18 protein-coding genes and 1 pseudogene are annotated in these 24,117 nt (G+C 62.5%); 5 read left to right on the top strand and 14 right to left on the bottom strand.

What is annotated here, in order from left to right; translation table 11 throughout:
- Window positions 1-145: 145 nt before the first annotated feature.
- The 3 genes and pseudogenes from P0D71_RS20350 (at window position 146) to P0D71_RS20340 (ending at window position 6,086) form a co-directional block, all read left to right on the top strand.
- Window positions 146-3,391, top strand: coding sequence for an efflux RND transporter permease subunit (locus tag P0D71_RS20350; protein WP_091795275.1), 3,246 nt, complete (start codon window positions 146-148; stop codon window positions 3,389-3,391).
- Window positions 3,381-4,603 (top strand): annotated as a pseudogene (locus P0D71_RS20345) (efflux RND transporter periplasmic adaptor subunit). Before P0D71_RS20350 ends, P0D71_RS20345 begins: the two are co-directional and overlap by 11 nt.
- Window positions 4,596-6,086, top strand: a complete 1,491-nt coding sequence (locus tag P0D71_RS20340; RefSeq protein ID WP_408481768.1) for an efflux transporter outer membrane subunit — start codon at window positions 4,596-4,598, stop codon at window positions 6,084-6,086. The pseudogene P0D71_RS20345 and the gene P0D71_RS20340 overlap by 8 nt, the downstream one beginning before the upstream one ends.
- An 85-nt stretch (window positions 6,087-6,171) precedes the next feature.
- Here P0D71_RS20340 and P0D71_RS20335 read toward each other — a convergent pair whose 3' ends face one another.
- The gene (locus P0D71_RS20335; protein WP_408342976.1) at window positions 6,172-7,350 is read right to left on the bottom strand and encodes a porin; all 1,179 of its coding nucleotides are present in this window, start codon (window positions 7,348-7,350) and stop codon (window positions 6,172-6,174) included.
- A 325-nt stretch (window positions 7,351-7,675) separates the two neighbouring features.
- On the opposite strand from P0D71_RS20335, the gene P0D71_RS20330 reads away from it, so the two are divergent.
- The gene (locus P0D71_RS20330; RefSeq protein WP_408481765.1) at window positions 7,676-7,951 is read left to right on the top strand and encodes a DUF4148 domain-containing protein; all 276 of its coding nucleotides are present in this window, start codon (window positions 7,676-7,678) and stop codon (window positions 7,949-7,951) included.
- Here the strand turns inward: P0D71_RS20330 and P0D71_RS20325 are convergent.
- From P0D71_RS20325 to P0D71_RS20305, 5 genes are all read right to left on the bottom strand, one after another.
- Window positions 7,939-8,133, bottom strand: coding sequence for a hypothetical protein (locus tag P0D71_RS20325; protein ID WP_408296801.1), 195 nt, complete (start codon window positions 8,131-8,133; stop codon window positions 7,939-7,941). The genes P0D71_RS20330 and P0D71_RS20325 overlap by 13 nt on opposite strands.
- 72 nt (window positions 8,134-8,205) lie before the next feature.
- Window positions 8,206-9,321 (bottom strand): porin, encoded by a 1,116-nt coding sequence (locus P0D71_RS20320; protein ID WP_091795288.1) that lies wholly within the window; start codon window positions 9,319-9,321, stop codon window positions 8,206-8,208.
- Between the two features lie 224 nt (window positions 9,322-9,545).
- On the bottom strand, window positions 9,546-10,253 hold the full coding sequence (locus P0D71_RS20315; protein ID WP_091795291.1) for a response regulator transcription factor: 708 nt from the start codon (window positions 10,251-10,253) through the stop codon (window positions 9,546-9,548).
- A gap of 36 nt (window positions 10,254-10,289) precedes the next feature.
- Window positions 10,290-11,687, bottom strand: a complete 1,398-nt coding sequence (locus P0D71_RS20310; protein WP_408296796.1) for a HAMP domain-containing sensor histidine kinase — start codon at window positions 11,685-11,687, stop codon at window positions 10,290-10,292.
- Window positions 11,688-11,697: 10 nt separating this feature from the next.
- A complete protein-coding gene (locus P0D71_RS20305; RefSeq protein WP_091800641.1) occupies window positions 11,698-12,375 on the bottom strand; it encodes a response regulator transcription factor in 678 nt (225 codons plus the stop codon).
- Window positions 12,376-12,740: 365 nt separating this feature from the next.
- Here P0D71_RS20305 and P0D71_RS20300 point away from each other — a divergent pair, with 365 nt between their 5' ends.
- On the top strand, window positions 12,741-13,094 hold the full coding sequence (locus P0D71_RS20300) for a DUF4148 domain-containing protein (RefSeq protein WP_408186133.1): 354 nt from the start codon (window positions 12,741-12,743) through the stop codon (window positions 13,092-13,094).
- A gap of 81 nt (window positions 13,095-13,175) precedes the next feature.
- On the opposite strand, the gene P0D71_RS20295 is transcribed toward P0D71_RS20300, so the two are convergent.
- Genes P0D71_RS20295 through P0D71_RS20260 form a run of 8 tightly spaced genes read right to left on the bottom strand, consistent with a single transcriptional unit; the run spans window position 13,176 to window position 24,113 of the window.
- Window positions 13,176-16,382: a multidrug efflux RND transporter permease subunit gene (locus P0D71_RS20295; protein ID WP_408481763.1), complete on the bottom strand. Its 3,207-nt coding sequence runs from the start codon at window positions 16,380-16,382 to the stop codon at window positions 13,176-13,178.
- A gap of 13 nt (window positions 16,383-16,395) precedes the next feature.
- A complete protein-coding gene (locus P0D71_RS20290; RefSeq protein WP_408481761.1) occupies window positions 16,396-16,944 on the bottom strand; it encodes a GNAT family N-acetyltransferase in 549 nt (182 codons plus the stop codon).
- A 4-nt stretch (window positions 16,945-16,948) separates the two neighbouring features.
- Window positions 16,949-17,530 carry a GNAT family N-acetyltransferase gene (locus P0D71_RS20285; RefSeq protein ID WP_408481758.1) on the bottom strand — a complete coding sequence of 194 codons (582 nt, stop codon included), beginning with the start codon at window positions 17,528-17,530 and terminating at the stop codon, window positions 16,949-16,951.
- 7 nt (window positions 17,531-17,537) lie between these two features.
- The gene (locus P0D71_RS20280; RefSeq protein ID WP_408481822.1) at window positions 17,538-18,899 is read right to left on the bottom strand and encodes a TldD/PmbA family protein; all 1,362 of its coding nucleotides are present in this window, start codon (window positions 18,897-18,899) and stop codon (window positions 17,538-17,540) included.
- Window positions 18,899-20,335: a TldD/PmbA family protein gene (locus P0D71_RS20275; RefSeq protein WP_408481756.1), complete on the bottom strand. Its 1,437-nt coding sequence runs from the start codon at window positions 20,333-20,335 to the stop codon at window positions 18,899-18,901. The genes P0D71_RS20280 and P0D71_RS20275 overlap by 1 nt, the downstream gene beginning before the upstream one ends.
- The gene (locus tag P0D71_RS20270; protein WP_408481754.1) at window positions 20,328-21,995 is read right to left on the bottom strand and encodes an ABC transporter ATP-binding protein; all 1,668 of its coding nucleotides are present in this window, start codon (window positions 21,993-21,995) and stop codon (window positions 20,328-20,330) included. The genes P0D71_RS20275 and P0D71_RS20270 overlap by 8 nt, the downstream gene beginning before the upstream one ends.
- Window positions 21,992-23,107 (bottom strand): ABC transporter permease, encoded by a 1,116-nt coding sequence (locus P0D71_RS20265; RefSeq protein ID WP_408481752.1) that lies wholly within the window; start codon window positions 23,105-23,107, stop codon window positions 21,992-21,994. The genes P0D71_RS20270 and P0D71_RS20265 overlap by 4 nt, the downstream gene beginning before the upstream one ends.
- On the bottom strand, window positions 23,061-24,113 hold the full coding sequence (locus P0D71_RS20260; protein WP_408481750.1) for a microcin C ABC transporter permease YejB: 1,053 nt from the start codon (window positions 24,111-24,113) through the stop codon (window positions 23,061-23,063). The genes P0D71_RS20265 and P0D71_RS20260 overlap by 47 nt, the downstream gene beginning before the upstream one ends.
- Between the last annotated feature and the right edge of the window lie 4 nt (window positions 24,114-24,117).

The following is a 24,117-nucleotide window of genomic DNA, read 5'->3' as shown; positions in this document are numbered from 1 at the left end:
TTCCTAAAACTAGTTTCATCTGTTTAGCCCGCGCCTGTTAGGCCTCGCTCCCCAGAATGCCGTTACCGGAGCGCGCCAACGGCGCGAGTCCTCTTGCCACACTCCCGCGCAGATTCAATCGCGCCTCTGAACGGAGCAGCCTTCGATGTTGAAAATAGTCCGGTTAGCGTTGACCCGGCCCTACACGTTCATCGTGCTCGCGATGCTGATCCTGTTGATCGGCCCGCTTGCCGCGTTGCGCACGCCGACGGATATCTTTCCCGACATCCGCATTCCCGTGATCAGCGTGGTTTGGAATTACGCCGGCCTGCAACCGGACGACATGTCCGGGCGCATCGTCACCTATTACGAACGCACGCTCGGCACCACCGTCAACGACATCGCCCATATCGAGTCGCAGTCGTTTCGCGGCTACGGCATCGTGAAGATATTCTTCCAGCCGACCGTGGATATCCGCACCGCCACCGCGCAGGTGACTTCCGTCTCGCAGACCGTGCTCAAGCAAATGCCGCCCGGCACCACGCCGCCACAGATCCTGAACTACAACGCTTCCACCGTGCCGGTGCTGCAACTGGCGCTGACCAGCAATACGCTCGACGAACAGAAACTCGCCGACTACGCGACCAATTTTATTCGCCCGCAATTGCTGAGCGTACCGGGCGTGGCGATTCCGACGCCGTACGGCGGCAAGACGCGTGAAGTGCAGATCGATCTGGATCCGCAGGCCTTGCAGGCGAAGAAACTTTCGGCAAACGACGTTGCCACCGCACTCGCGCAGCAGAATCAGATCATTCCGGCGGGCACCGAGAAGATCGGCCGCTTCGAATACAACATCAAACTGAACAACAGTCCGCTCGCGCTCGACGAACTGAACGCGCTGCCGATCAAGACGGTGGACGGCGCCACGATCTATATCCGCGACGTGGCGCACGTGCGCGACGGCTATCCGCCACAAGGCAACGTGGTGCGCGTGGACGGACACCGCGCGGTCCTGATGAGCATCCTCAAGAACGGTTCCGCTTCCACGCTGGACATCATCTCCGGCGTGAAGGCACAACTGCCGCGTATCGAGGCCACGTTGCCAGCGGGACTCAAACTCGTCACGATGGGCGATCAATCGACCTTCGTGAAAGGCGCCGTGAGCGGTGTGGCGCGCGAGGGCGTGATCGCCGCCGCGCTCACCTCGCTGATGATCCTGCTGTTTCTCGGAAGTTGGCGCTCCACGCTGATCATCGCGGCATCGATCCCGCTTGCCGTGCTGGCGGCGATTGCCGGACTCGCGGCAATGGGCGAGACGCTCAATGTCATGACGCTGGGCGGCCTTGCATTGGCCGTCGGCATTCTGGTCGACGATGCCACCGTTACGATCGAAAACATCAATTGGCATCTGGAGCAAGGCAAGGACGTCAAGAGCGCGATTCTCGACGGCGCCGCGCAGATCGTCGCGCCCGCGTTCGTGTCGCTGCTGTGCATCTGCATCGTGTTCGTGCCGATGCTGCTGCTCGATGGCATTGCGCGCTTCCTGTTCGTGCCGATGGCCGAGGCCGTGATCTTCGCCATGATCGCGTCCTTCATCCTTTCGCGCACCTTCGTGCCGATGATGGCGCAATACCTGCTGCGCGCGCATGCGTCGGGCGGCCACGCTTCCGGCGAACTGGCCGCGACGATGGCCCCGCATGGCGGCGATGCCCACGCGGCGCCCTCGCGAAATCCGCTGGTGCGCTTCCAGCGCGGCTTCGAACATCGCTTCGAACGCGTGCGCGGCGTTTATCGGATCGTGCTCGGCCTCGCACTCACCCATCGCAAGCGCTTCGTGACGGGCTTTCTGATCGTGGTCGGAGCGTCGTTCCTGCTCGCTCCGTGGCTCGGCCGCAATTTCTTCCCGGACATCGACTCCGGCGAAATCGCCATTCACGTGCGGGCGCCGGTCGGCACGCGGATCGAAGATACCGCGGCGCAATTCGATCTGATCGAAAACGCGGTGCGCCGCGCCATTCCACCAGACCAGTTGCGCAGCATCATCGACAACATCGGCTTGCCGAACAGCGGCATCAACCTGACCTATAACAATAGCGGCACGATCGGCCCGCAAGACGGCGACATTCTGATTTCGCTGAACGAAAATCATCGCCCCACCGCGGACTTCGTGCGCGCGTTGCGTGAAACCTTGCCACGCCAGTTCCCGGGCACGACGTTTGCATTTCTGCCGGCCGATATCGTCAGCCAGATTCTGAATTTCGGCGCACCCGCGCCAATCGATCTGCAGGTTGCGGGCCCGAACCAGGCCGCCAATCACCAGTACGCCAGCGAAGTGCTGCGCCGCATGCGCATGATTCCCGGCATTGCCGATACCCGTATGCAACAGGCGTCGACATATCCGCAATTCACCGTCTCAGTGGATCGTTCGCGCGCCGATCAGCTCGGCATCACCGAACAGGATGTCACCAACTCCGTGGTGGCGAGCCTGTCCGGCACGAGTCAGGTATCGCCGACGTACTGGCTCAATCCGAAGAACGGTGTGTCATACCCGATCGTCGCGCAGACGCCGCAATATCGCATGACGTCTCTATCGAATCTGAACAATCTGCCCGTCACGGGCAAGAGCGGCCAGGCGCAGATTCTCGGCGGCATTGCGACGATTACACGCGGGGTGGGCAATGCGGTGGTCTCGCACTACGACATCGAACCGCTCTACGACGTGTTCGCGACAACGCAAGGTCAGGATCTCGGCGCCGTGGCGGCGAAGATCCAGCACATTCTGCGCTCGACCGCGAACGACGTGCCCAAGGGTTCCATCGTCACGCTGCGCGGCCAGGTCCAGACGATGAATAGCGCGTTCCTCGGTCTGTCGCTAGGTCTGGTCGGCGCGATTGTGCTGATCTATCTGCTGATCGTCGTGAACTTCCATTCATGGAGCGACGCGTTCGTGATCGTCACCGCATTGCCGGCGGCTCTGGCCGGCATTGTGTGGATGTTGTTCGCCACGCACACGCCGCTCTCGGTGCCTGCGTTGACCGGCGCGATTCTCTGCATGGGCGTGGCGACCGCCAACAGCATTCTGGTCGTGAGCTTCGCGCGTGAGCGGCTGGCCATTAACGGCAATGCCCTCGTCGCGGCCATGGAAGCGGGCTTCACGCGCTTTCGCCCGGTCCTGATGACCGCGCTGGCGATGATCATCGGCATGGCGCCCATGGCGCTCGGTCTCGGCGATGGCGGCGAACAGAACGCGCCGCTCGGCCGCGCCGTGATCGGCGGCCTGCTTTGCGCAACGTTCGCCACGCTGCTGTTCGTACCCGTCGTTTTCAGCATCGTGCACCGGCGCGACGCCGCGGTTCACCGCCCCTCTCCAGACCCCTCTTCTTCCGAACCCGGAGTGCATCATGTCCACTGAGATCGAGATCAATTCGCCGAAACGGCTGCGTCACCTGAAGCTCGCCGGTATCGTCGCGCTGCTGGCAGCGGCGGGCGTCGTGGCAAGCGGCATTGCCAGCCGTGTGCATGCGAAGCAGGAACTGACCACTGGTCGGCCCAGCAAGCCGTGCCCACCGTGGTGGCCTATACCCCGAAGCACGATCTGGCCGCACCGACGCTGGTACTGCCAGGCCGCCTGTCCGCCTTCGTCAACGCGCCGATCTATGCGCGCGTGTCGGGCTATCTGCATGCGTGGTACGCGGACATCGGCACGCATGTCAGAGCCGGTCAGTTGCTTGCCGACATCGATACACCCGATCTCGATCAGCAATTGCAGCAGGCGCGTGCCGACTTGCAGAACTCGGTGGCCAACGAAAAACTCGCGGCGTCCACCGCGCGCCGCTGGACGCAGATGTTGCAGCAGGACTCCGTCTCGCAGCAGGAAGCGGACGAAAAGACCAGCGATCTCGTCGCCAAACAGGCGACCGTCGCCGCCAACGAGGCCAACGTGCGGCGCCTCGAAGCGCTCGAATCCTTCAAGCGTATTACGGCGCCGTTCGACGGAATCGTCACCGCCCGCACGACAGACATCGGCGCGCTCATCAATGCGGGCGGCGGCAATGGGCCCGAGCTGTTCTCGGTGTCCGACGCACGCCGGCTGCGCGTCTACGTGAGTGTGCCGCAAGATGAAGCGGCCGCCATCCAGCCCGGCATGAACGCCACGCTGACCGTTCCTGAGCGTCCGGGCGCGAAATTCGATGCGAAGCTCGTCGACACGGACGACGCCATCACGCCCTCTTCGGGCACCCTGCTCGTCCAGCTCGCGGTCGACAATCACGACGGCGTCCTGATCCCCGGCGAGTACACCGAGGTGCACTTCGCCTTGCCGGCCAATGCGCACGCGTTGTCGATTCCGGCGAGTTCGTTGATCTTCCGACAGAACGGTTTGCAGGTCGCCGTCGTCGGCAAGGACAATCGCGCCCTACTCAAACCCGTATCGATCGCGACCGATCTCGGCACGCATGTGGAGATCGCATCGGGTTTGAATGCCACTGATCGCGTGATCGACAATCCGCCCGACTCCATCGCGTCGGGTGATGAAGTGCGCCTGCAGAGCACCGCAAGCGGCACGAGCGGCACGAGCGACACTGCCCTGGCGGGCCGGCGCGCGACGGAGAGCACCCATGGATAAACGCCGTCTATGCATGGCACTGGCGGCCGCGGCGATGCTAAGCGGCTGCTCGTTCGCGCCGACCTATCACACGCCGGCGACCAGCATCCCGGCGACGTTCAAGGAAAGCGGCCCCTGGCAACTCGCTCGACCCGCCGACCGCGTGCCGCGCAATGCATGGTGGAGCGTGTATCGGGACCCCGTGCTCGACCACCTCGAAAAACAGGTGGCGGCCGCCAATCCGGACGTGGCTGCGGCCATGGCGCGCCACGACGAAGCCACGGCCTACCTCGCGCAAGCCCGGTCGGGTTTGTTCCCGACGATCGGCGCCGAAGCGTCCGTCGAACGTCAGCGCCAGTCGGATAACCGGCCGCTGCGTGGCGCGGGACAACCTTCCGCGTACGGCGCCAATACCGTCGATGTCGGCATCGCCTACGACCTCGACCTGTGGGGAAAGATTCGCAATGAAGTTGCCGCCGGACGCGCAGCGATGCAAGCCAGCGAGGCCGATCTTGAATCTGTGCGCCTCAGCCTGCAGGCGAACCTCGCGAGTGCCTATTTCAACTTGCGAGGACTCGACGCCCAACAGCAACTGCTCGGCGATACGATCGACACTTATCAGCGTGCTCTCAAGCTCACGCTAAGCCGGCACGCCGGCGGCATCGCGTCGGACCTCGACGTGTCGCGCGCGCAGACACAACTCGACACGGCGCGCGCTTCCGCCGACGACATCGCCGCGCGGCGCGCGCTCTACGAACACGCCATCGCGAGCCTGACCGGCGCACCCGCACCGAACTTCACGCTCGGCGCCGCGGCCGGTTCGGCTTACCTGCCGTCCATTCCGACCGGCGTGCCGGCGGCGCTTCTGCAACGGCGGCCCGACATCGCCGCGGCCGAACGACGCGTTGCCCAGGCGAACGCGCAGATCGGCGTCGCCAAAGCCGCGTTTTTCCCGGATATTTCGCTCGGCCTCGACGGCGGCTATCAGAGCGACACGCTCTCGCCCTGGCTCATGGCGCCAAACGAAATCTGGTCGGTCGGGCCGAGCCTCGTGTTCACGCTGTTCGACGGTGGCCGCCGGGCCGCGATGACCGAGCAGGCTCGCGCCAGGCTCGCGGAGAATGGCGCGAAGTACAAGGCCACCGTGCTGCTCGCTTTCCAGCAAGTCGAAGACAGCCTCGCGCAACTGCACCATCTCGGCGACGAAGCCACGCAACAGAACGCGGCGCTCATCGCCGCGCAACGCACCTTGACGCTTTCAATGTCGCGCTATCGGGACGGTGTCGTCAGCTATCTGGACGTGGTGACCGCGCAGACCACCGAACTCAACACGCAGATCGCCGCGCTGAACCTTGATACGCGGCGTTTGCAGGCTTCCGTGCGGCTGATCGAAGCATTGGGCGGCGGCTGGTCGGCCGAGGGCGCCAGCAGCCCGCATGACAATCGGGCAACGCAAGCGCGAGTGCAGGCTGCCACGGTAAGCGTTGCCGACGCCACGAGTTGACACTAACAACAGCGCATGAAGAAGTCGCCGGCTCGTTGCCGGCGAATCTTGCGTTTCCGTCGAGCGGGCAATCCCCGCGCTACGCTCAGAACCTGTGCCGCATTCCGACCGCGACCACGGCCTGGCGATCATTCGAAGAAGCCGCCAATGAATAAATCGAGGCATTGGCTAGCACTGCGATTCCGTCCGCGCCCGAGACGCGTTGATACACGCCCTCCAGATACAGATCGGTGCGGCGCGACAGCGCGTAGTCCGCCTGCAGCATGAACTGATTCCATCTAGGAGAGACACTCTTGCCGGCGTCACTGAAATGCCCATCGGTCAATGTATAAGAACCACCGAGCATAAACGCTGGGGTGACTGCATAGCGCGCGTTCAGTTCGTAGTTATTGAAGGTCAGCAGATCGCCGTTGAGCGTGGAATAGGCACCGCCTTGCGTGATCTGGTGCGGGTCGTCGAGCATTGTGCGCGTGAAGACGAGGCCGACCGTCGCGGCGCCGAACGTGTACCGCCCCGCCGCCCCCAGAATGCGTTGACGCGCGCCGGTCAAGGTCGCGTCGCCGTCGCTGCTGCTCAGCGCGCCGCCCGTATTAGTGGGCTGATTGACACCGCCCGGCTGATTGGCCTGCAGATAGGCCACGGCCAGATTGAACGGGCCGCCCGTCCATTGCGCACCAAGACTATAGGCGTTGTTGTTGCTGAAGCCGCCCGCCGCGTTACTGAACGCGTAGGCGCCGCCCAACGTAACGCCGTCATAGGTTGCGCTGCGCAACTTCACCGAATTGTTCATGCGCAGATCGTTGTTGAGGTTATCGTTATCGAATGGGTGATCTGCAATGTTGCCGCCGAAACCCGAACCAGTCGCGGACAGCGGTGCGACGAAATCCACCAGAAAGTCGTATTGCCGGCCCATTGTCACGCTACCCCACTGCGTACTCGCGATACCGACCCACGCCTGCCGGCCGAATTCATCCCCGCCGTTGGAGAACTTGCCACTGTCGATATTGAATCCGTTCTCGAGATCGAAGATTGCACTCAGTCCGCCGCCCAGATCCTCGTTACCGCGCAGCCCCCAACGATCGGTACTTACGTTGCCGCTTTCCATCATCCAGTTGCTTTTTCCGCCGGTGCCCGCCTTCTGGTTGCTGATGTAGTCGAGCCCCGTATCGAGCGTGCCGTAGAGTGTCACGCTGCTTTGCGCGTGCGCTGCCGCGCAGAAGGTGCCGGCCAGCGCGACGAGAGTGGTTGCCAGTGCTTTGTTCATGTCTGATTCCGGGTAAGAGAAGGCGCCGGTCCGCGCATCGCCAGACCGACCCCGCACACCGTGCGGGTAGCCGCAATGTAGATAGCCGCAATGACACACCCGTGATCAAAACCGGTCGCTCAATGAAACGTTTTTTATCTTCATGACATGCGTACTGCGGGCAACCCATTCATCGGCTAACAGACGCTTCAACGGATAAATATCTTTTCATGCACACACCGCCGATCCGCTAAACCCGGTTGTCTATCCTTCTCATCAACCGATTCGCGAGCGCACCCAGGTTCGCGCATCGGTCTCACCCAATCTGATTTGTGAGGATTACGACATGAAAACCCTGACACTCGCCATCGCTTTCATCGGTGCCACCGCAACGGCTTCAGCCTTCGCTCAATCGACTACTGCGGCAAACCAGCAGTCCGCCGCGCCCTCTATGCAAGTGGCCGCGAATAGCACCGCGGCGGTCAACGCCGCCGGCTCGTGGGTTCCACCTTATGGCCAGCCCACCGGTGAAAAGACGCGTGCTCAGGTCTACCGGGAAATGGTGCACGCGGAGAAAGACGGACAACTCGCGTATCTGAATTCGACGATTTACGCGCACTGAGATACCTGTAGTGCACGATCAAATTTCTCGCCAACGATATCGATGAATTTTCGCACCGCGATTAAACGATCCGCCCGTTTCGCCGCCGCCGCAGTTGCCGCCGGACTGCTGTTATCCGGTTGCGCGACGGCACCTTCTAGCACTGCCGACAACTGCGTCGGGCCACCCAGTTTTTGCAACATCTATTTCGGTTCCTGAAAAAAGAGCGCGCTAACCTTACGGCTAGCGCGCTCTTTCTGCCAACAGCTTCAGCCCTAGAACGAGTGCCGCACGCCAACCCGGCCGACCACCTGCTTGCCGTCAGACGACGGATCGAAGCCTGCAATTTGCGCCACTGCGCCGCCGCTCGCCTTTTGCAGGGCGGCCAATGCATACACGGCGGTGCGTTTGGACAACTCGTATTCCGCGCTCAGATTGAGCTGCTGATACTTCGGCTCCTGACCGGTCGCGTGATTCCTGCCATCCGTGTAGGTATAGCCCGCTGCGAGATTGAGCTGACTGGTCGCCGCGAAAGTGCCGGCGAATTCGTAGTTCTGGAATTTGACATCCTGACCCGCGTCGCCCTGCTGAAAATCGACGTTGGTGAAGTTACCCATTACCTTGAACTTGCCGAGTTGATACGAAGCACCCGCGGCAAAGATGCCCTGACTGCGCGCATTGGCCAGATAGTTGCCGTACACCGCATTGGTAAATCCCGAGCCGTTCTGATAACTCTGGATCGACTCCTCGGGATCGTTCACGCGCAGATAGCCCGCGCCAATGGAGAACGGCCCGTTCGTGTACGAGGCCGCCGCGCTATAAGCCGCATTATTCGAGAACTGCCCCGCCTGACCGCCGAACGAATAGAGCGCTTCGCCGGTGAAGCCGCCGATAGTGGGACTCGTGTACTTCACGGCGTTGCTGATCGCGAAGCCGTTATCGAGGTTATCCATGTCGTTGGGGTGGGAGAAATACCAGCCGCCATAGCTATCGTTGAGCGAGAACGGTTCGATCAGATCGACGATCGGATCCCACTGCCGCCCGAGGGTGATAGTGCCGGCCGTCTGACTGGCGATTCCCACGTAGGCATTACGCGAGAAAGCGAGTCCGCTGCCGAGGCTGCCATTGGTCGAATTGAAACCACTCTCAAGATCGAAAATGGCGGACAGGCCACCCCCGAGATCCTCCTTGCCTCTGAGCCCCCAACGGCTGCCGGCGCTGACACCACTGGCCATTTGGTAGAGACGGTTGCCATTGACGTTGCTGGCAAAGTCGATACCCGTATCGAGAATTCCGTAGAGAGAAACGCTGCTCTGCGCATGCGCGGAGGATGCGATGCCGACGCAAAACAGTGCCCCGACCAGACGCACCAGCTTCATCTTCTGATTCATGAATCACCTTTCATTTTTAATTGAGGATGCCTGACAAAAGCGATCACACTACGATGTATGCGACCACGCCACGAATATATCGGGATCAGAAAGCACCACGCCTGCAAGACAGACTTTCAATTAATGCGTTGGATTTTCATGAACAGATCATTGACTCAGGCCGTAATGGCGGATCGGAGAAAACGGAAGGAATGAGTGAAAAAGAGACCAACCTGTCACCGGCGTCAAACCGAAACCTGATACCCAAACCGACTGACCGTCTCAATCCTGACCTCGGGCAAATCACCCAAAAGTTTTCTCCTCAATCGGGAAACGACAAGATTGACACTCGAAGGATCGACATCCTCCTTCTCCGGCCAGGCATACCGAATAAGCTGATCCCGTGCCACGGGCGCATTCACCTGCCTGATCAGACACTCGAGCAGCAGAAACTCCCTACGAGTAACAGCGACCCTCCGCCCCCCAAAAACAAGCTCCCGCGTAGCCGCGTCGAGAGAAGGTTCATCGGCAGCATTCAGAACAGGAGAAAACGAAGTGGGACCAGAACCGCCAAACGCCACCCGTGCCACGCCAATACGCTGCAAAGCCTGCAACCGCTCATGCATTTCAATGAATGAATAAGGTTGACAGAAACAGGCATCCGCGCCGGCGCGCAAGACCTTGGTGCGATCCTGGGCGGTAGCCGCTCCCAGCACGGCGACGATCGCCGCGCCACTGCGCGCCGCGGCAAACTCCCCAATGAACTGCAGCAGGGTGGGATAAAAACCAACTTCCAGCACCATCAAAACGATCGTGTCGAAGGGTTCCTGAGTCGCGAGAAAGACCCCATCGCGCAGATCATCGGCACGCTGCAAACTGTGCGCGCTCTCCTGAAGCGCCTTGAAAAGCCACGCAGCTTCCGGATGAGCAGGACCCACGAAGAGAACACGCATTCACTACCCTTCAGGAACGAGAAGAAGAAACAGGACTCACGCCAACGTGCTCGACCAGCATTCGATGGATATCCGGGTGCCTGGTTGCGCATTGCCGATCTTCATGGTGAAGTCGTGCACCCGCATCACCGCGGAGACGATGCTCAGCCCCAGTCCGGAGCCGGCCAGATGCCGCGTGCTCTCGCCGCGATAGAAACGCTGCAGCACCGCATCGCGCTCGCCGGCGGCAATGCCTGGACCGTTGTCGACGATATCCACCCGCGGCCCGGCTGCCGTCTGCCGCAGTTCCATACGCACGAGGCCGCCCTCGGGCGTGAACTTGATGGCGTTGTCCACCAGATTGCTCAATGCTTCAAAGAGCAACGCGCGGTCGCCGAAAATCGAATCCACCGGCTGGACATGGACAGAAAGCCGGATCGAACGACTCTCGGCAAGCGGCTCGTAAAGTTCGCCGACCTCGGTGATCAGCGTCTCGAGTTGCGTCTCGCCAAACCCGCCGCGCCGCTGCAATGTGCCGATCTCGGAGATGCGCAGCATGGCGCGAAACCGGTCGAGCAGCGCGTCCGTTTCAGTGCGCGCGCGATCCACCAGTTTCGCGAGCGCGGCATCGTCGAGCGTTTCCGTGCGCTCCGCCGCGTGCGCAAGGAGGGTTCGCACATGCGCGAGCGGTGTGCGCAGATCATGCGCGATGCCGTCGCACGCACCCTTCACTTCGTTCATCAGACGCTCGACTTCGGCAAGCATATGATTCACCAGATGCGCAAGCATATCCACTTCGTCACGTCCGCCGATCGGCAGACGCTGCGCGAGATCACCCTGCGCGATGCGCTGCGTGACGCGCCGGATCGCTTTCAGCCGGCGCATCTGCCGCACGCTCATCGCGAGGCCGCCGGCCACGCCGGCGAGCAGACAGAATACGCCGCCGCCCACCAGCGCATTGATGATGGTCTCGCGAATCCGCAGAATGTGCGTGAGGTCGCGCGCTATCACGAGCGTCGAGCCGTCCTTACGCCGCTCGGCCATGGCGCGCACCACCGGCGCCTGATCGTTGCGCCCCAGCGCAAGCGTCAGATCGAGCGTTTTGCCGCTCCGGTTAGTGGGCAACGCGGCCGGATACGCGAGCACGTCGCCGGCCAGCAGACGGCCGTCAGCGGCAAACAGACCGTAGTAATTGGTGTGCATGCGCTCATGTTCGATGCGCCGGTGAATCGCATCCGCGAGGTCCGAATCAGGCAGCGAATCGAAGTAGATCAGTTGCCAATCCATCACCACATCGGTCTCGCGCTCCATGTCGCCGGTCACGGCCCAGCCGATGAAGCCCAGCAACAGCATCACGGAAAACGAAAAGATGACTGCGTAGACGGAAAGCAGGCGAAAGGTGGTGGAGTGCCAGCGCCGCCCGAGCGCGGACTGAGCCGGGAAGGAAGTGTCCATCAAAGTGTGCTCATGCGAGGATATAGCCCGAGCCCCGCACGGTCTGGATCATCGGCGTCACGCCGGGCGGGTCGATTTTCTTGCGCAGGCGCCCCATGTGCACGTCGATCAGATTGGTGCCCGGATCGAAGTGATAGCCCCATACCGCTTCGAACAACATGGTGCGCGTGATGGTCTGCCCCGCATGGCGCATCATGAATTCGAGCACGCGGTATTCGGTGGGCAACAGGGCGATTTCCTCGCCGTCGCGCTGCACCTTGCGCGAAATCAGGTCGAGTTCGAGCGGCCCGACTCTCAATTGAGTTTCGAGTTGAGCAGTCGAAGTCTGACTGCGGCGCAGCAACACTTCGAGCCGCGCGGTCATCTCTTCGGGGTCGAAAGGCTTGGTCAGATAATCGTCGCCGCCGGCGCGCAACCCGCGCACCCGCTCGTCCACGTCGCCGAGCGCGCTTAACATCAGCACCGGCGTCTGGATGCCGATGCTGCGCATGGTGGTCAGTATCGTCAGACCATCCACGCCGGGCAGCATGCGATCGAGCGTGATCACGTCGTAGTCTTCGCTAATCGCGCGGGCCATGCCGTCCCGGCCGTTGGCCACCCAGTCCACGGTGAAGCCACGGCTTTTCAGTTCACCGACAATTTCATTCGCGGTAATTTCATCGTCTTCGATCGTCAATACTCGCGACATGATCATTGCATGCGCCGCAGCCAGCTCAAACGATGCAAGCGGCCGGCGCGACAGGTTATCAGTAGAAGGACATGATGCCATATTCGGCTTGCGCGTTCTGAGCACGGGAGTGCGGCCGACGCATGCCGGCGCATCGCCCAAATGCCTGCATGCAGGCTACGCGAGCGGGGTTAGCGGATGGATATCCGCTTCATGAAGAAAAATTTAAGTTCACCGCGAGGCCGTGAAAGTCCGGAAAACCACGCGACGATAAAACAAGTTTCATTTTCCCGACGCTTTGCCGGTAGGCCGCTTCCACTAGCCTGATGTCAGCCCGCAACTCCTCCTCGCGGGACAAATGAAACCTTCTCGTGGATAAATCGGAAATGAAACTCGCAACGAAAACCCTGCTCAGCGCCCTTCTTCTGATCGGCAGCGCATCGGCCATGGCGGCGCCGCATCTCACACCGCAGCAATGCAACGACTACCCGTTCAAACAATTGAAAGGCGAAGTGACGCACAAGCAATTGATGCGCGAGCTCGGCGAACTCGAAGCGGTCGGCTACCAACCCAGCGACGATGACGACAACTACCCGAGCGACCTGGAACAAGCTGAACAAAGGCTGCAAACCGAGTATCGTGCGGACTGCATGCCTGCCGCACCGCACGTGTCGGCGAGCAATACGCAGGCGCCGGCCGGCGCTGCCCCCGCTCCGGCGGCGCATCAGCCGGCCGGTTGAGCGCGGCGCCGCAGGTGGACCATGCACGTGGACCATGCAGGTGGACCAATCATAGGTGGACAACGCGCAGGCGGCACGCCGTCAGGCGGTCGGCGATTCGTCGAGTGGCGCGCGTTCGAGCGAAGCACGGCGTGCCCGCCGCGCCTCGCGCTTGCGATGCAGCTCCGCAAGCCGGCGCCGGCCATGCGTGAGCGACGCGACCGCATGAAACGCGACCGGCGCGAACACCAGCCCGAACACTGTGGCAGCCAGCACCCCGCCGAATACGCCCGTGCCGATCGAGCGGCGGCTTTCCGCGCCCGCGCCGCTCGACACCACCAACGGTACGACGCCGAGCAGAAACGCCGCCGAGGTCATCACGATCGGCCGGAAGCGCGCACCGGCCGCCTCGGTCACCGCGCGCGTCAACGGCAGGCCGCGTTGATACAGATCGCGGGCGAACTGCACGATCAGAATCGCGTTCTTCGCCGCAAGGCCGATCACCGTGATCATGCCGACCTTGAAGTACACGTCGTTGGGCAGGCCGCGCAACAGCACCGCGGCAACCGCGCCGATCACGCCAAGCGGCACCACCATCAGCACGGCCAACGGGATCGTCCAGCTTTCGTAGAGCGCGGCGAGCGCCATGAATACTGCTAACAACGAGAGGCCGACCAACAGCGGCGTGAGTTTCGCGGCCGAGGTTTCCTCGCGTGCCGCATCGACCCAGTCGTACTGGACGCCGACCGGCAGCGCGGCGGCGAGCCGTTCCATCTCCGCCATGGCTGCGCCGGAGCTGTGACCGGTCGCCGCGTGACCGCTCACGTCGAGCGACGGATAGCCGTTGTAACGCGTCAGCATTACGGGGCCGATCGTCCACTGACGCGTCGCGATAGCCGATAGCGGCACCATGCCGCCCGTCGAGTTGGGCACCGCGAGCGCCAGCAGGTCGTCTTCGGTCATGCGCGCGGCGGCGTCGGCGGCGATCATCACGCGGCGCATGCGGCCACCCGCCGGGAAATCGTCGATGTAGGTCGAGCCAAAGGTGCTGCCGAGCACGTCCGCGATGCGATCGAACGACACGCCGAGCGCATACGCTTTTGCGCGGTCAACGATGAGTTCGACGCGCGGCGCGTCAGGTAGATCCTGAAAGTGCACCGAGGCCAGCACCGGACTCGCCTTGGCCTGCGTGAACAGTTGCTCGCGCGCGGCCTTCAGCGCGTTGAGCCCCACCCCGCCGCGATCTTCCAGTCGAAACACGAAACCGTCCGAATGCCCGACGCCCGGCACTGACGGCGGCAACTGCGCCTCGACATTGCCATCCAGAATCTGGTCGAACTTTGCGTTGAGCCGGTCGCGCAAGGCTAGCGCGTCGACATTGCGCTTGCCCCAGTCCTTCAGTTCGACAAAGCCCATCGCAACGTTCTGACCGCTGCCCGAAAAGCTCCAGCCGATCACACTCGTCACGTTGGCGATGGCGGGCTCGGCGTGCAGAATATTTTCCACGCGCTCGACCACGGCCAGCGTGCGAGCCTGCGTGGCGCCCGCGGGCAACTGCACCATCACCTGCAACTGGCCTTCGTCCTCGCTCGGCAAAAAACCGCCTGGCATTTGCCAGTAGAGCAAGCCGCACACGCCCACCAGCACCGCGTAGACCGCGAGCATCGGGCCAATACGGCGCAGCGTGCGCGCGGTCAGCCCGCGATAGCCATGCGCGGCGCGATCGAAGCCGGCCGTGAAGCGGCTCGCCGCGCGCGCCGCGAAACCCAGCACACCGCGACGCGCATCGCGTTGACGCACCGATTGGGTATGCGCCTTCAGCAGGTTCGCGCACAGCGCGGGCGTCAACGACAAGGCCATGAACGACGACACCAGCATCGACGCGATCATCGCCACCGCAAACTGCCGGTAAATGCCGCCGACGCCGCCGGGAAAAAACGCCATCGGCACGAACACCGCTGTTAACACCGCCGTCACGCCTATGATCGCGCCGCCGATCTGCGACATGGCCTTGCGCGTGGCTTCCCGTGGCGGCAAGCCCTCTTCTTCCATCACGCGATGTACGCTCTCCACCACCACGATCGCGTCGTCGACGAGAATCCCGATGGCGAGCACGAGGCCGAACAGGGTGAACACGTTGATCGACAGACCGCAGGCGTACATGGCGAGAAACGCGCCCATTAGCGTGACCGGAATCACCACGGTGGGCACCAGCGTATAGCGTAGATCGCGCAGGAACAGCCACATCACGAAGAACACCAGCACCACTGCTTCCGCGAGCGTGACCAACACCTCATGAATCGCGATCTGTACGAAATGCGCGTTGTCGAACGGGATTTCGATGGAGACGCCCGAAGGCAATCCCTTCGATAACTCGGCAAGCCGCGCGCGAATCGCGTTCGACGTTTCGAGTGCGTTGCCGCGCGGCCCGAGCTGAATCCCGACCGTCGCCGCGGCCTTGCCGTTCAGGCGCGAATAGAACGAGTAATTGTCGCGCCCGACTTCCACCCGCGCGACGTCGCGCAGGCGCACGGCCGAGCCGTCCGGCCGCGCCTTCAGCACGATCTGGCCGAATTCCGCGGGCGAGATCAATTGCCCCTTCACGTTCACCGAGGCTGTGAGTTGCTGGCCCGGCACGAACGGCGCGTCGCCGAGCGTACCGGCCGTGACGGTCGCGTTCTGCGCGGCAATGGCGGCGTTCACTTCGGCGGCGCCGAGTCCGTATTCACGCAGCTTCATTGGATCGAGCCAGATACGCAGCGCTTCGTCGGCATCCCACAGTTGAGCCGAGCCCACTCCTGGCGCGCGCTTCAGTTCGCGCAACACGTAGCGGCTCAGATAGTCGCTCAATTGCACGGAGTCGCGCGTGCCGTCGGTCGAGGTGAGCGCCACCAGCATCAGAAACGTGTTGGCCGCCTTGAACACGGTAATGCCCTGCTGCACGACCTGTTGCGGCAAACGCGGTTCGACCTGCTTGAGCCGGTTCTGAATGTCGACCAGCGCGAGATCGGGATTGGTGCCGGGCGCGAAAGTCGCGTCGATCTCGAGCTCGCCCAGGTTGTCGCTGGTGGTTTCGTAGTACAGCATATTGTCGGCGCCATCGAGACTCCCCTCGATAATGCTGCCGACGTTCGCGTCCACGACTTCAGTCGAAGCGCCCGGATAGGTGGCGGAAATCACGATGCGCGGTGGCGCAAGACGCGGATACTGCGCCACCGGCAGTTGCGGAATAGCCAGCGCGCCCGCCACGACAATGGCGAGCGCGACGATCCATGCGAATACCGGGCGGTCGATGAAGAAGAATGGCACTCAATGAACCCGTTCAGATGGTCTGGAGGCTCGGTGCGTCGACAAGGCGGGCCATGTGCAGCACGTCCGCGAGTACGCCGTCGCGTATCGCAAAAGCGCGCGAGAAGCCCTCTTCGACAAAGCCGAATTTGCGGTACAGCGCGATGGCTGGCGCGTTATCGGAAAATACCGTGAGGTCGATACGGCGCAAACCGAGCGAGCCATCCGCGCAGTCGATCAAGGCTTGCAGAAGCGCCGAGCCGACACCGCGCCGATGATACGCGTCGTGCACGGCAAGTCCCAAATGCGCGCAGTGCGCGCGACTCGGCCGGTGAACCTCCAGCCCGGCGTGGCCGACCACGCAGCCGTCGAGAACAGCGCACACGTTCACGCCGCGTTTGAGGCGCCGCTCGTACCACGCCGCGAGTTGTTCAGGACTGCGATAGCCGACTGACAGGGTGCCACGCCGCACACGAGGCAAGCTCATGATCTCCGCGAACGCATCCATGTCGGACGATTCGAGCGCGCGCACCATAATACATTTGTCATGCGCTCCGCCGTCCGGCAACCTTTCTTCTTTCATGGTCTTATTCCGCTGCGAAATGGGCGGCCGGTGCCGGCGACATCCACGGCGCCGGCTCACGCAACCGTGCCATGAAATAGCAATCGATCAACGCGCCGCGACGCAATACCGCACCGCGCTGATGTGCTTCGATTTCGAAGCCGAACTTGCGATACAGCGCGAGCGCCGGGTCGTTATCGGTGAAGACATGCAGTTCGAGGCGGCGCAGACCGAGCCAGTTGTCAGCCAGGTCGATCAGTTCGGCCATCAGTACTTGACCGATGCCGCGCCGCTGCCATGCGTCGTGCACACCGATGCCGAGCGAAGCGGCATGCGCGCGGCGCCCCTTTAAAGGTGTGAGTTCCGCTTCACCGACCAGCGTGTCGCCGATCACCGCGGCGATCGCGATTTCCGGGGCCGCGAGTTTTTCGAGGTACTCGCGCGTGCTGGCCACCGTCCGATATGGCATATGCGGATTGCCGTTCACCACGCCTGGCAACTGCAGCATGGCGTGAAATTGCTCCGTGTCGGCCACGCGCAACGCACGCAGCGTCAGCCCCTCGGGCAAGCTCTCAGGTTTCGATTTTGTTATTTCTTGTTGATCCATAGGCGGCTCATAACGTCAATTCGAATGACTTCACCAGAATGCCGGGCAATTGCATCCCACCCGTGGCGCGCTCGCCCCATGTCGAGTCGCTCAATAGCAGTTCGGCCTGCGCGCCGAGTTGTTCGAGTTCGCTGCCGAGCAAACGGTAAAGGCTGTCGTCGAAACGCATGGCCTCGAGTGGTGCGACGATTTCGCCGTTCTCGACCCAGAAGGTCGCAAAGCGCGTCATGCCGGTGAGGCGGCAATTCATGCGGTCCGAGAAGTTCACATACCAGAGGTTGCCGATATAGAGCCCGGTACCGAGTTTCGCCAGCACGTCTTCTTCGAGCAGATCGCCCGCTTGCATAGAGAGTGCGGCCGGTGACTCGCCGGCGAGCGCCCCATTGGGCGTCAAGCCGTATTCGCGCGCGCTGCGTGCGTTGGTCAGCCGTTCGGCACTGCGGCCCGCCTGAATCAACGGGACGCTGTCGCGCAGATAGCCGTCGTCGTTGAAGCCGGGCGTGATACCGAGACTCAGATCCTCGCTGATCGTCACTCGCGGGTCGACTACGACTTCTCCCACATGCAGCTTGTACAACTCGCTGCGTGAACTGGCCTGGGCGCGTGCGGAAAAGCCGCTCCATGCGGCAACACCGAGCAGTTCCGACAACGCGGCGGGCGCCAGATAGGAACGGTAGCGTCCCGGCGCCAACGCGCGCGGCGTGCGAGCGAGCACAGCAAGGCGGCTCGCGGCCTGCTCGACTTTGCGCGAGAACACGGCGTCGCTCCAGTCGTCGCCGGCGTAGGTCGTTTTGATCGCGCGGCCGCTCGGGTCGTACAACGACCAGCTGAAATTGAAGTTGTCCACCTCATACCAGCCGCGACTGCCGCTCGTGGACGCGAAGCCGCGCACGATCGTGCCGCTCGCGTAAAAGCCCACGAAATCGAGCCCTTGCGCACTGTCCGCGACGACCCGCGCCAAACCGTCAGGGTCCGGCAGCTTGCCGGAACGCTGGGTGGTGCGCTCCCATTTCGACGTGTCGAACAGCAGATGCGGATCGTCCGCCGCGTCGCGCAGCCCTGCTCGCAACGTGGCGAGCGCCGCGCTCACTTCGTCGAGATCCTGTTGCAGATCGCCGCATACGGTCAGCGTGGAATAACCCTGACGCGCGCCGTCGATCAGGCGCAAGGTCAGCTTGCCTTGCGACACGCTGCCGGTTTGCCGTACCTTGCCCGAATTGAATCGAATAAAGTCGGACTGCTCACCCGCAAACGAACTGAGCGTGGTTTCGCCACCTTGTTGCAGGCGCTCGATCGCATCGGCAAGCGCGGTGAAATGCCGCTGCCAATCCACCGACGTAGCGGCGCGCGAGGAGATGAACTGGCTCATCATGCGCCTCCGAAAACGTCGATATTGCTGAATACGCAGGCCGGCGACGCATGGCCCACGCGAATGATCTGCGCCGGTTCGCCCTTGCCGCACATGGGCGTGCCATACACTTCACGCGTAGCCGCGTTGCCCACCGCACTCAGGCTGCGCCAGAAATTCGCGGATATACCGCGATAATTCGGCTGTTTCACGACCTGCGTGAGTTTGCCGTTTTCGATCAGTTGGCCGAACTCGCAGCCGAACTGGAATTTGTTGCGATGATCGTCGATCGACCATGACGTGTTGGTGCGCATCAGAATGCCGTGTTCGATGTTGCCGATCATCTCTTCCAGCGAACTCTCGCCGGGCTCGATATTCAGATTCGCCATGCGGTCGATCGGCGGCCGGTTCCAGTTCGACGCGCGCGAGTTCGCCACGCCCGGCATGCGTGCGCGCTGCTGCGACAACGCGCCGCCGAGCGGACGCTCCAGCACGCCGTTGCGAATCAGGTACTGTTTGTGTGCTTCGGTGCCGTCGTCGTCGAATGCGTAGGCTGCCGCTTCTTCGCGCAGTTCCGGGTCGAAGGTGACGTTCAGCAACTCGGAACCGTAGCGGTACGAACCGAACATGTCCTGCTTCACGAAACTCCAGCCCGCGAAATTGCGCTCGTCGCCGAGAATGCGGTCGAGTTCGAGCGGATGGCCGATCGACTCATGAATCTGCAGCATCATCTGGTCAGGCATCAGCAACAGGTCGCGCTTGCCTGCCGGGCAATTCGGCGCGGCCAGCAGTTGCAACGCCTCGTTGGCGACACGTGCGCCCGAGCCTTCGAAGTTAAAGCGCGCCAGCACTTCCATGCCGCCCTGCCCGAGCGTGCCGTAGTTGCCGCCGAGCGTGCGCACTTGCGTGTCGCCGTTTGCGTGCGCGGCGACGCTCAATTGCGGCATCACGAAGCGGAATTGCTGGTCGATGCGAACGCCGTCGCCGGTCATGTAGAGCTGATCCGTGTGGATGATCTGTATCGCCGCCACGCGCTCCACGATTCTTCCGTCGAGATTGGCCGCGGCGCATTCGGCGCCCAAACGGTCGAGCCACTCGGCGCGGCTCGGCAACGCATGCTGCGCATTCGGCGACACATACTCGCCACTCGCCACCGGACGCGCGACTTCGCGGTGGTCGATCAACGACAAGGCCGCGCTCGCTTCCGCGCGAGCGGTCGCCATATCGAGCGCCGCCTGCAAACCCGCCGCCGACAGGTTCGCGGTCGCGGCATAACCCGCGCCGGCGCCCACCCAGGCAATCAGCATCGCCCCGCGATCGCGCACCGTGCGCAGCGGCTGCGCGATGTCGTTGCGGATCTCGTGATCGTCGATCTGTTCGTCGACAATGCGCAGCGACCAGAAGGCCGCGCGGCTTTTCAGCGTACGGGCGGCCTGCGCCCAACGTTCGTCAATCATGGAGTTTTCCCGTGTGCGTCTGTGCGGCGCGCGGCTCCGGCACATTGAGCGACGACGCCAGCAGCGACTGCGTATAAGGATGCGACGGTGCGTGCAACACGTCGAGCGTGTCGCCGGTTTCGACGATGCGTCCCGACTTCATCACGATCACGCGATGCGCCATGGCTCGCATCACCGCCAGATCGTGCGTAATGAACAAGTAGCTTAGCTTGTACTTTTTCTGCAGATTTGTCAGCAGATTCAGCACCTGCTTCTGAATCGAAACGTCAAGCGCGCTAGTCGGCTCGTCGAGCACCAGCAATTCCGGTTCGACCGCCAGCGCTCGCGCAATCGCAATGCGTTGCCGCTGGCCGCCGGAGAACTCGTGCGGGTAGCGCAGCATCGCATCGGCGGGCATGCCGACTTCTTCCAGCAGGCTGCCGACGCGTGCGCGCCGCGCCTTCGCGTCCACTTCCGGCCGATGCACGGCGAGGCCCTCGCCGATGATCTGCTCGACCGTCATGCGTGGCGACAGCGAGCCGAACGGGTCCTGAAACACGACTTGCATGCGCGAATACAACGCACGGCGCGAGCTCGCGGTTTTGAGCGTGGATAGCGGCATGCCGTCGATATGGATATGCCCGGCGGCCGGCTGTTGCAGGCCGAGCACGGTTGCGGCCAACGTCGATTTACCCGAGCCCGATTCACCGACAATGCCGAGCGTTTCGCCGCGCCGCACGCTCAGATCGACATCCTGCACCGCGCGGAATGTCGAGCGCCCGAACAGGGAACGCCAGCCTTTCGCGGACGTGCGGTAGTCGACGGCCAGCCCCTGCACTTCCAGCAACCGGCGCGCGCCCTGCTCGATCGGCGCCACCGCGCGCTGCGGCTCGCTGTCGAGCAGGCGCCGCGTGTACGGATGCTGCGGACTCGCGAACAGCGCCTGGGTCGTATTGGTCTCCACCAGCACGCCCTTCTCCATCACCGCGACGCGCTGCGCGAAACGCTTCACCAGATTCAGGTCGTGCGTGATCAGCAGCACGGCCATGCCGCGTTCAGCCGCCTCCTGTTCCTGCAACGAAATCAACAGATCGACGATCTGCTGGCGAACGGTGACGTCGAGCGCGGTAGTGGGCTCGTCGGCGAGCAGCAAACGCGGGCGGCACGCGAGCGCCATCGCGATCATTGCGCGCTGCCGCTGGCCGCCGGACAGTTGGTGCGGAAAGCTGTCGATACGCCGTTCCGGTTCGGGAATGCCGGTGCGCCTGAGCAGTTCGATGCCACGCTCACGCGCCGCATTCGGCCGCAGACCTTCGTGCAGACGCAAACTCTCGGCAATCTGTTTGCCGATTGTAAAGAGCGGATTGAGCGCGGTCATCGGCTCCTGAAACACCATCGCGACATCCGCGCCGCGTAAGCCGCGCATCTGCTGCTCGGTTTTCTGCAGCAGATCCTCACCATCGAGCAGCATGCGGCCGCTCAATTCGGCATGCTCGACGAGCCGCAAAATGGACAACGCGGTCACGCTCTTGCCCGAACCCGATTCGCCCACCAATGCCACGCGCTCTCCGCGTGCAATAGACAGGCTGAGTTCATGCACCGCCACCTTGTCGCCAAAATGCACGGAGAAACGGTCGATTTCCAGCAATGGCCGATTGGTCGGCGCTTGAGTGTTGGTCATCGCGGACCTCCGCCGAAAGCCGAACCGCGCGAGCGCGTATCCAGCGCATTGCGCAATGCGTCGCCCATGAAAGTCAGCAACAGCAGCGTGATCACGAGCGCGGCAAATGCCGACATGGAGATCCACCACGCGTCGAGATTGTTCTTGCCTTCCTGAAGCAGTTCACCGAGGCTCGGCGTTGGCGGCGGCACGCCGAGACCGAGAAAGTCGAGGCTGGTCAGCGAGAGAATCGCGGCGCACATGCGAAACGGCAAAAAGGTAATCACCGGCGTCAGGCTGTTCGGCAATACATGGCGCCACATGATCTGCCAGTTGCTCAGGCCCATGGTGCGCGCCGCTTTCACGTAATCGAGCGAACGATTGCGCAGGAATTCCGCGCGCACGTAGTCCGACAGAACGAGCCAGCCGAACATAGACAACAGAATGAAGAGCAGCCACAACGTGGGCTCGAAGATCGACGCGAAAATGATCAGCAGATACAGGTCCGGCATCGAACTCCAGATTTCGATCAGGCGCTGGCCGATCAGATCGGTGCGTCCGCCGTAAAAGCCCTGAATCGCGCCAGTCAACACGCCAACGACGACACCGGACACCGTGAGCGCCAGCGCCATCAGCACCGACAGGCGGAAGCCGTAGAGCAGCCGCGCCAGCACGTCACGCCCGAACTGATCCGTGCCGAGCCAGTTGCTCGCGGTGGGCGGCGCCGGATACGGATGCGCGGCGAAATAGTCGATCGTGTCGTAGTGGAAATGATTCGGCGGATAGACCGCGAAGTTGCCGTTCGATTCGAGCCGCGAACGGATATACGGGTCGAGGTAATTGGCACGCGCCGGAAAGTCGCCGCCGAACAGCGTCTCTGGATAGTCCTTCACGATGGGAAAATAATAGTGCCCGTCGTAACGCACGATCAACGGACGGTCGTTGGACAACACCTCGCCGAGCAGGCTGATGACGAACAGCGACACGAAGATCACGAGGCTCCAGTAGCCCAGACGCTGCTGCCTGAAGCGCAGCCACGTACGCCGCCACGGAGACGGCGACGCCGCGTGCGCCGCGCCGGCCGCGTCAGCGGTCCAGGCGGTTGAATTGGATGCGGGGGTCGACGAGGACATAGCAGACGTCAGCAATGAGTTTGGTTACGAGGGCAATCAGCGTGAACAGAAAGAGCGAGCCGAGCACAACCGGATAATCACGGCGAATCACCGAGTCGTACGACAGTTGGCCCATGCCGTCGAGCGAGAACAGCGTTTCGATCAGCAGGTTGCCGTTCAGAAACGCGCCGACGAAGGCTGCGGGCAAACCGGTGAGCAACGGAATCGCCGCGTTGCGCAGCACGTGTTTCCACAACACGTCGCGCTCCGGCGCACCCTTGGCGCGTGCCGTCAATACATACTGACGGCCGATTTCCTCCAGAAAGGTGTTCTTGGTCAGAATCGTGACGATCGCGAAGTTGCCCACCACCGAAGCCGTGACCGGCAGCACGATGTGCCACAAATAGTCGAGTACTTTGCCGAATGCACTGAGGTCGTTGAAGTTATCCGACGTGAGGCCACGCATCGGAAACACCTGCCAGAACGTGCCGCCACCGAAAAGCATGAGCAGCAACACGCCGAGCACGAATCCAGGAATCGCATAACCGGCGAGCACCAGCACGCTCGTGACGGTATCGAAGCGCGAGCCGTTGCGCACCGCCTTCGCGATCCCCAATGGCACGGATATCAGATACGTCAGCAGCACCGTCCATAAGCCGAGCGTGATCGAAACGGGCAACTTCGATTTGATGACGTCCCACACGCTGTCACGTTGATAGTAGGACTGACCGAGATCGAACGTCGCGTAGCGCTTGAGCATCAACAGATAGCGTTCGAGCGGCGGCTTGTCGAAGCCGAACTGCTTCTTGATCTGCTCGATCTGCTGCGGATCGACACCCTGGCTGCCGTGATAACCGCCCCCACCCGCCCCCGCCTCTCCGCCACGGCCAGCGCCGTGGCGGAGTTGCGTCATCACCTGCTCGACCGGCCCACCCGGCACGAACTGCGTGACGACAAAAGTCAGCGTGACCACGCCGAGCAGGGTCGGCACCATCAACAGCAAACGTCTGAGAATGTAGGCAAGCATGCTG

Origin of the sequence: Paraburkholderia sp. RL17-383-BIF-A (assembly GCF_046028015.1) — a bacterium.
GTDB lineage: Bacteria > Pseudomonadota > Gammaproteobacteria > Burkholderiales > Burkholderiaceae > Paraburkholderia.
This window is presented reverse-complemented; position numbering and strand designations above follow the sequence as displayed.

Excerpts from the sequence above, each read along its gene's own strand:
- P0D71_RS20270 (WP_408481754.1), bottom strand. The coding sequence starts at position 21,995 with ATGACCAACACTCAAGCGCCGACCAATCGGCCATTGCTGGAAATCGAC.
- P0D71_RS20275 (WP_408481756.1), bottom strand. The coding sequence starts at position 20,335 with ATGATTGACGAACGTTGGGCGCAGGCCGCCCGTACGCTGAAAAGCCGC.
- P0D71_RS20305 (WP_091800641.1), bottom strand. The coding sequence starts at position 12,375 with ATGTCGCGAGTATTGACGATCGAAGACGATGAAATTACCGCGAATGAA.
- P0D71_RS20290 (WP_408481761.1), bottom strand. The coding sequence starts at position 16,944 with ATGAAAGAAGAAAGGTTGCCGGACGGCGGAGCGCATGACAAATGTATT.
- P0D71_RS20280 (WP_408481822.1), bottom strand. The coding sequence starts at position 18,899 with ATGAGCCAGTTCATCTCCTCGCGCGCCGCTACGTCGGTGGATTGGCAG.
- P0D71_RS20350 (WP_091795275.1), top strand. The coding sequence starts at position 146 with ATGTTGAAAATAGTCCGGTTAGCGTTGACCCGGCCCTACACGTTCATC.
- P0D71_RS20315 (WP_091795291.1), bottom strand. The coding sequence starts at position 10,253 with ATGCGTGTTCTCTTCGTGGGTCCTGCTCATCCGGAAGCTGCGTGGCTT.
- P0D71_RS20320 (WP_091795288.1), bottom strand. The coding sequence starts at position 9,321 with ATGAATCAGAAGATGAAGCTGGTGCGTCTGGTCGGGGCACTGTTTTGC.
- P0D71_RS20265 (WP_408481752.1), bottom strand. The coding sequence starts at position 23,107 with ATGTCCTCGTCGACCCCCGCATCCAATTCAACCGCCTGGACCGCTGAC.
- P0D71_RS20300 (WP_408186133.1), top strand. The coding sequence starts at position 12,741 with ATGAAACTCGCAACGAAAACCCTGCTCAGCGCCCTTCTTCTGATCGGC.
- P0D71_RS20310 (WP_408296796.1), bottom strand. The coding sequence starts at position 11,687 with ATGGACACTTCCTTCCCGGCTCAGTCCGCGCTCGGGCGGCGCTGGCAC.
- P0D71_RS20285 (WP_408481758.1), bottom strand. The coding sequence starts at position 17,530 with ATGGATCAACAAGAAATAACAAAATCGAAACCTGAGAGCTTGCCCGAG.
- P0D71_RS20325 (WP_408296801.1), bottom strand. The coding sequence starts at position 8,133 with ATGTTGCAAAAACTGGGTGGCCCGACGCAGTTGTCGGCAGTGCTAGAA.
- P0D71_RS20260 (WP_408481750.1), bottom strand. The coding sequence starts at position 24,113 with ATGCTTGCCTACATTCTCAGACGTTTGCTGTTGATGGTGCCGACCCTG.
- P0D71_RS20335 (WP_408342976.1), bottom strand. The coding sequence starts at position 7,350 with ATGAACAAAGCACTGGCAACCACTCTCGTCGCGCTGGCCGGCACCTTC.
- P0D71_RS20340 (WP_408481768.1), top strand. The coding sequence starts at position 4,596 with ATGGATAAACGCCGTCTATGCATGGCACTGGCGGCCGCGGCGATGCTA.
- P0D71_RS20330 (WP_408481765.1), top strand. The coding sequence starts at position 7,676 with ATGAAAACCCTGACACTCGCCATCGCTTTCATCGGTGCCACCGCAACG.